Here is a 6,869-nt window from a genome sequence, read left to right as displayed (position 1 = left end):
CCATCAGGGGCTGGTTCACCTCATGCGCGATGGAGGCGGTCAGCTCCCCCAGCACCGCCATGCGCGCGGCATGCGCCAGCTCCGTCCGCGCCCGGTGCAGCGCTTCCTCCGCCTCCCGCCATCGCGTCATGTCCGAGAAGACCAGCACGGCGCCGATCACCTGGCCGTCCTCGCCCAGCACCGGCGCGCCGCTGCCATCGACCGGCACATGCCGGCCGTGGCGGGTGAGCAGCAGCGTGCCGGCCGGCAGCCCGGCCGCCTGCCCTGAGCGGAGGGCCAGCAGCACCGGGTCCTCCACTGCCTCGCCGGTGATATGGTGCGCCAGCCGGAACACCCCGGCGATGCTCCGCCCCAATGCCTCCGGCCGCGGCCAGCCCGCCAGCGCCTCGGCGGCCGGGTTCATGAAGATGATGCGGCCCTGCGCATCGGTGGAGATGATGCCGTCGCCGATGCTGGAGAGGGTGGTGGCGTAGCGCTGCTCACTGGCGCGCAGCTGCCGCTCGGCCCTGTGCTTGTGCAGCGCCAGCTCGATGACGGTGGAGAGTTGCAGCTCCTCGAAAGGCTTCAGCAGATAGCCGAAGGGTTCGGCGCGGCTGGCGCGGCTGACCGTCGCCGCATCCGCATAGGCGGTCAGGAAGATGACCGGGATCTGGCAGCGGTCATGGATCTCCTGCGCGGCGGTGATGCCATCCGTCTCGCCCTCAAGCCGGATGTCCATGAGCACCAGCTCGGCCCGCAGTTCCACCACATGGAGGACGGCCTCCTCGCCCCGCGAGATCATGCCGACGACGCTGTGGCCCATGGTGGCAAGCTGTTGGGCCAGGTCCCGCGCCACCACACGGTCGTCCTCGACGATCAGGATTCGGGCCGGTGTCATCTCCCCCGGTTCCGCAGAGAGGCCATAGGGGTGGCCCATACCAGCCCGGCCCTTGGCTTGTCCATCGAGCCCGGCCGCGCCCTGGCCGGAACAGACATGCCAGGCGAGGGAAGCCACGGTCAGGCGAAACAATCCTGTCCGGAGCGGCCATCCGCGGCCACCAGGCGGATGCGCCCTGCCCCCGCCCCGCCGCGCGGCGCCGGCTGGTGCTGGCGGCGCCAGGCCAGTGGCGTGCTGCCCACAAGCCGGCGGAAGAGGCGGGAAAGATGCGCCTGGTCCGCCAGCCCGCAGCCGATGGCGATCTCGCAGAGCGGCATGTCCGTCCGCGCCATCAATGCCTTGGCGCGCCCGACCCGCTGCTCCATGACATAGGCATGCGGCGTGCAGCCGAAGCTCCGCCTGAAGGAACGGGCGAGATGCCCGCTGCTCAGACGCACCTCCGCGGCGAGATCCTTTTGCAGGATCTGACGGTCCAGATGCGCCTCGACATAGCGCGTCAGCCGCAGGACCTGCCATGGCGCCAGCCCGCCAGGGCGGGCCGGCAGGCTGGCGGGCGCGGGCAGCAGCTGCGCGGCACGATCCAGCAGCAGCGCCGCCGCGCGCTGGTCATGGCCCAGCAGGTCGCGCGCGTGCCGCAGCAGTTCCGACAGGTCCTGCTCCAATCCTGGGGAAAGCTGCCGGTTCTGGACGCCCGGAAGCGGTTGGGTCGTTGCCATGTCTCGGTTCCATGTGGATGTCAGCCGCGCACAGACTGGGCGCGGAGCGCGGCGGCCTCCATCCCGCGATTCTCCACCCGGGGCGATCTCTTGGTCTTGTCCACCCCCAACCAAGGGATGGGCCGCCATCCGCGCCGGCGATGGCGGGATGTTCGGATCGTCCAAAATCCATGCGGCTGGGGCAAGAGAAGCCCGCCTCCGCCGCCTAGGGTCCGGCGCATCAGGGCATGGCCAGCGCCGGTAGCCCCGGAAGCATCAGGAGAGACGTCATGCAGGATGACCCACGGCCCGGCGGCACCACCCGCCGCGTGCCGATGCTGGCGGGCCGCGCGGCCGGTGCCCTGCCCGTTCCAGCCTAGCCGCAGGAGATCCGCCGCATGGCCAGCTTCACCACAAGGGACGGCACGTCCATCTACTACAAGGACTGGGGCCACGGTGCTCCGGTCGTGTTCAGCCACGGCTGGCCACTGTCCAGCGACGCCTGGGAGGTGCAGATGCTGCACCTGGCTTCCCATGGCTTCCGCTGCATCGCCCATGACCGGCGCGGCCACGGCCGCTCCTCGCAGCCCTATGCCGGCAACGACATGGATACCTATGCGGATGACCTTTACGCGCTGATGGAGCATCTCGACCTTCGCGGCACCATGATGGTCGGGCATTCCACTGGGGGCGCCGAGGTGGCGCGCGTCATCGGCCGCCACGGCACCTCACGCGTCGCCAAGGCGGTGCTGGTGGGCGCGGTGACGCCGGTCATGGCCAGGACCGCGACCAATCCGGATGGCCTGCCGATGGAGGTCTTCGACGGCATCCGGGCCGGCATGCTCAAGGACCGCTCCCAACTTTTCCACGATTTCACCGAAGCCTTCTTCGGCGCGAACCGCGAGAACCATCAGGTCAGCCAGGGCATGCGTGACAGCTTCTGGCTGCAGGGCATGATGGGTGGGCTGAAGAACCAGTACGATTGCATCAAGGCTTTCTCCGAAACCGACCTGACGGAGGACCTGCGGAAGATGACGATTCCCGTGCTCGTCATCCATGGTGACGACGACCAGATCGTGCCCGTCGCGACCACGGCGATGCGCGCGGCGAAACTGGCGCCGAACGCCAGCCTGAAGATCTATCCCGGCGGCGCGCATGGCCTGACCGACACGGCGCGGGACCAACTTAACGCCAACCTTCTGGCCTTCGCCAGGGCCTGACATCCCGGCGGGACGAGAAGGACTCGCACCGCTTCTATTGCATACACGCAATTTCAACTTTGCCATCTTCGGAATTTCATTGCGCAAGGGACCGAGCAATCATCCCTGCACACGATCCAGACCAGGAGACACCGATGACGATCACCGCCACCCCGACCCCCGGCAAGCTGCTGCTCAACGCCAATGACCACGCCCTCATCATGATCGACTTCCAGTCTCAGATGTCCTTCGCGACCAAGTCCATCGATGCCGTGACGCTGCGCAACAACGCGGCCCTGGTGTCCGAGGCCGCCGCTGGCTTCGGCGTCTCCACCATCCTCACCACAGTTGCCGAGAAATCCTTCTCCGGCCCGATGTTCGAGGAAATCACCCGCGCCTTTCCCGGCCAGGCCCTGCTTGACCGCACTTCCATGAATACCTGGGAGGATGCGGCGGTGATCGAGGAGGTCAACCGCATCGGCAAGCCGCGCATCGTGCTGGCCGGCCTCTGGACCTCGGTCTGCATTGTCGGCCCGGCGCTCTCGGCCATCGACCAGGGCTTCGAGGTCTATGTGATCGCCGATGCCTGCGGCGACGTGTCCGAGGAAGCGCATGAGCGCGCCATGGAGCGCATGATCCAGGCTGGCGCCCGGCCGATCACCTCGCTGCAATACCTGCTGGAACTGCAGCGCGACTGGGCTCGCACCGAAACCTACGAGATGACCACCGGCATCGCCAAGAAGTTCGGCGGCGCCTACGGCCTCGGCATCATCTACGCCAAGTCGATGTTCGGCGCGTCCGAAGGTCACTGAGGCGAAGCGCGATGGCTTCGGAAGAACCGGCGCCCCGGAACTGGCGGCAGCCGGCCCGGAGGCAAGCCATCGGAATGGCGGCCGCGATGCTCACCGCATCCGGCCTGCCGCAGGGCGCGAAGGCGGCCGCCACACCCATCCCGCAAGGACAGAGCACCATGGCCTATGTGACCACCCACGACGGCGTGGACATCTTCTACAAGGACTGGGGCCCCAAGGATGCCCAGCCCATCATGTTCCACCACGGCTGGCCGCTTTCCAGCGACGACTGGGACACCCAGATGCTCTTCTTCGTTCAGAAGGGTTTCCGGGTCGTCGCCCATGACCGCCGCGGCCACGGGCGCTCGGCGCAGGTCAGCGACGGCCACGACATGGACCACTACGCGGCGGATGCCTTCGCGGTGGCCGAGCATCTCGACCTCCGGAATGCCGTCCATATCGGGCATTCGACCGGCGGCGGCGAGGTCGCGCGCTATGTCGCGAAGCACGGCCAGCCGGCGGGCCGCGTCGCGAAGGCCGTGCTGGTCAGCGCCGTGCCGCCGCTGATGCTGAAGACCGAGAGCAACCCCGAGGGCCTGCCGGTCGAGGTCTTCGACGGCTTCCGCAAGGGCGTCGCCGATAACCGCGCGCAGACGTTCCTCGACGTCGCGTCGGGTCCCTTCTACGGTTTTAACCGCCCGGGGGCGCAGGTTCTTCCCGGCGTGGTCCAGAACTGGTGGCGCCAGGGCATGATGGGCAGCACCAAGGCGCATTACGACGGCATCAAGGCCTTCTCGGAAACCGACCAGACCGAGGACCTGAAGGCGATCACCGTGCCGACGCTGGTGCTGCACGGCGACGACGACCAGATCGTGCCGATCGTAGCCTCCGCCCACAAGTCCATCCACCTGCTGAAGAACGGCACGCTGAAGGTCTATCCGGGCTACCCGCACGGGATGCTCTCAACCCATGCCGGGCCGATCAACGCGGACCTGCTGGCTTTCGTGCGGGGCTGAGCCTGTTTAGTCGGAAAGGAACGCGTGGCGCTGCAACTCGACCTTGCGGAACAACTCAACCTCCGCACCGTCGAGGTGGCAGCCAGCCACATGCCGCTCCTGTCCGCCCTATAGACGGTGGCGGACGTGATCACGAAGGCCGGCCCAGGCCGGCCCGGCTGACGACCGTCACCCCATGATGCTCCTATGAGGTCCGCCGCATGAAGACCTATCTTCTCTCACTCGGCGCCGGATTGCTGGTGGGCGTCGTGTACAGCCTGCTGAACATCCGCTCGCCGGCGCCGCCGGTGGTGGCGCTGGTCGGCCTCCTCGGCATCTTGCTCGGCGAGCAACTCGTCCCCGTGGCGAAGCGCCTGCTGGAAGGCCACCCGTTCACCATCGCGGTGCTGCGGGAGGAATGCACGCAGCACCTGTTCGGCCGGCTGCCCGGCCGCAGCGGCGGGGACACCGTCTGATGACCGAGCCCACACGTCGCGCCGTTGCCGGGAGCCTTGCGGCCCTCGGCCTCGCCCTTTCAAGCCGGAGTCCCGCCATGGCCGCCGATACCGCCCCCGACATGATCCTGCATAACGGTGGGATCACCACACTGGACCGTGCCAACCCGGCGCCACAGGCGGTGGCCATCACCGCCGGCCGCTTTTCCGCCGTGGGCGATGCGGCCGCCATCCTGCCCACCGCCGGGCCGAACACGCGCGTGGTTGACCTCGCTGGCCGCCGCGTGATCCCGGGGCTGATCGACAATCACCTGCATGTCATCCGTGGCGGGCTGAACTTCAACATGGAGCTGCGCTGGGACGGCGTGCGCTCGCTCGCCGACGCGATGGCGATGCTGAAGCGCCAGGTGGCCATCACGCCGCCGCCGCAATGGGTGCGCATCGTCGGTGGCTTCACCGAGCACCAGTTCGTTGAGAAGCGCCTGCCGACGCTGGACGAGATCAACGCGGCCGCGCCGGACACGCCTGTCTTCATCCTGCACCTGTACGACCGCGCGCTGCTGAACGCCGCCGCGCTGCGCGTGGTGGGATACGACAAGAGCACGCCGAACCCGCCGGGCGGCGAGATCCAGCGCGCACCGGACGGCACGCCCACGGGCCTGTTGCTGGCCAAGCCCAATGCCACCATCCTCTACGCCACGCTGGCGAAGGGGCCGGTGCTGCCTTTCGACTACCAGCTGAACTCCACCCGCCATTTCCTGCGCGACCTGAACCGGCTGGGCGTGACAGGCGCCATCGACGCGGGTGGCGGCTACCAGAACTACCCGGACGATTACAAGGTGATCCAGAAGCTGGCCGAGGATGGCGAGCTGACAGTCCGCATCGCCTATAACCTGTTCACGCAGAAACCGAAGCAGGAGAAGGAGGATTTCCTCCGCTGGACCGGCAGCGCCAAGTACCAGCAGGGCGACGATTATTTCCGTCTGAATGGCGCGGGCGAGATGCTGGTCTTCTCCGCCGCCGATTTCGAGGACTTCCGGGTGGAGCGCCCGGAGATGCCGCCCGAGATGGAGCCGGAACTGGAAGCGGTGGTGCGCATCCTCATCCAGAACCGCTGGCCCTGGCGGCTGCACGCCACCTATGACCAGACGATCTCTCGCGCTCTCGACGTGTTCGAGAAGGTGAATCAGGAGATGCCGATCGGCGATCTGCACTGGATCTTCGACCATGCCGAGACGGTGACGGAGCGCAACCTGGAGCGCATCGCGCGGCTCGGCGGCGGCGTTGCCGTGCAGCACCGCATGGCCTACCAGGGCGAATACTTCGTGGAGCGCTACGGCGCCCGCGCCGCCGAGGCCACGCCACCGGTGGCCAAGATGCTGGAAATGGGGGTGAAGGTCTCCGCCGGCACGGATGCCACCCGTGTCGCCTCCTACAACCCCTGGGTGGCGCTGTACTGGCTCACCACCGGCAGGACGGTGGGCGGGATGCGCATCACGCTCGAGCACAATACGCTGGACCGCGAGACGGCCCTGCGCATGATGACGGAGAAGGTCACCTGGTTCTCCAACGAGGAAGGCAAGAAGGGCCAGATCGTCGAGGGCCAGCTTGCCGACTTCGCGGTGCTGGACCGTGACTACTTCACCGTGCCGGGCGACGAGGTGCAGGACATCACCTCCGTGCTCACCGTCGTGGGCGGGCGTGTGGTGCATGGCGCGGGCGACTTCTCCCGCCTCGCGCCGCCCCTGCCGCCGGCCATGCCGGATTGGTCGCCGGTGCGCAGCTTCGGCGGCTACCAGGACCGGCGCGCGGCGGCCCCGGCCAAGGGCGCCTTCGCCCGTGCCGTGGCGCGCTGCT

General features: G+C 67.9%; 7 protein-coding genes. 5 read left to right on the top strand and 2 right to left on the bottom strand.

Annotated elements, in window-relative coordinates; translation table 11 throughout:
• Positions 1-877 (bottom strand): ATP-binding response regulator (locus IBL25_RS23400; protein WP_187780885.1); only part of this gene is annotated, 877 nt, incomplete at its 3' end.
• 119 nt (positions 878-996) lie between these two features.
• A complete protein-coding gene (locus tag IBL25_RS23395; protein WP_187780884.1) occupies positions 997-1,593 on the bottom strand; it encodes a helix-turn-helix domain-containing protein in 597 nt (198 codons plus the stop codon).
• A gap of 377 nt (positions 1,594-1,970) precedes the next feature.
• Here IBL25_RS23395 and IBL25_RS23390 point away from each other — a divergent pair, with 377 nt between their 5' ends.
• From IBL25_RS23390 to IBL25_RS23370, 5 genes are all read left to right on the top strand, one after another.
• On the top strand, positions 1,971-2,792 hold the full coding sequence (locus IBL25_RS23390; RefSeq protein WP_187780883.1) for an alpha/beta fold hydrolase: 822 nt from the start codon (positions 1,971-1,973) through the stop codon (positions 2,790-2,792).
• A 134-nt stretch (positions 2,793-2,926) separates the two neighbouring features.
• On the top strand, positions 2,927-3,583 hold the full coding sequence (locus tag IBL25_RS23385) for a hydrolase (RefSeq protein WP_194433808.1): 657 nt from the start codon (positions 2,927-2,929) through the stop codon (positions 3,581-3,583).
• A gap of 86 nt (positions 3,584-3,669) precedes the next feature.
• On the top strand, positions 3,670-4,578 hold the full coding sequence (locus tag IBL25_RS23380) for an alpha/beta fold hydrolase (protein WP_456315882.1): 909 nt from the start codon (positions 3,670-3,672) through the stop codon (positions 4,576-4,578).
• Between the two features lie 200 nt (positions 4,579-4,778).
• Positions 4,779-5,033, top strand: a complete 255-nt coding sequence (locus IBL25_RS23375; RefSeq protein ID WP_187780882.1) for a DUF1427 family protein — start codon at positions 4,779-4,781, stop codon at positions 5,031-5,033.
• A 77-nt stretch (positions 5,034-5,110) separates the two neighbouring features.
• Positions 5,111-6,869 (top strand): amidohydrolase (locus IBL25_RS23370; RefSeq protein WP_238940618.1); only part of this gene is annotated, 1,759 nt, incomplete at its 3' end.

Origin of the sequence: Pseudoroseomonas ludipueritiae (assembly GCF_014490445.1) — a bacterium.
In the GTDB taxonomy this organism is placed as follows: domain Bacteria; phylum Pseudomonadota; class Alphaproteobacteria; order Acetobacterales; family Acetobacteraceae; genus Pseudoroseomonas; species Pseudoroseomonas ludipueritiae.
This window is presented reverse-complemented; position numbering and strand designations above follow the sequence as displayed.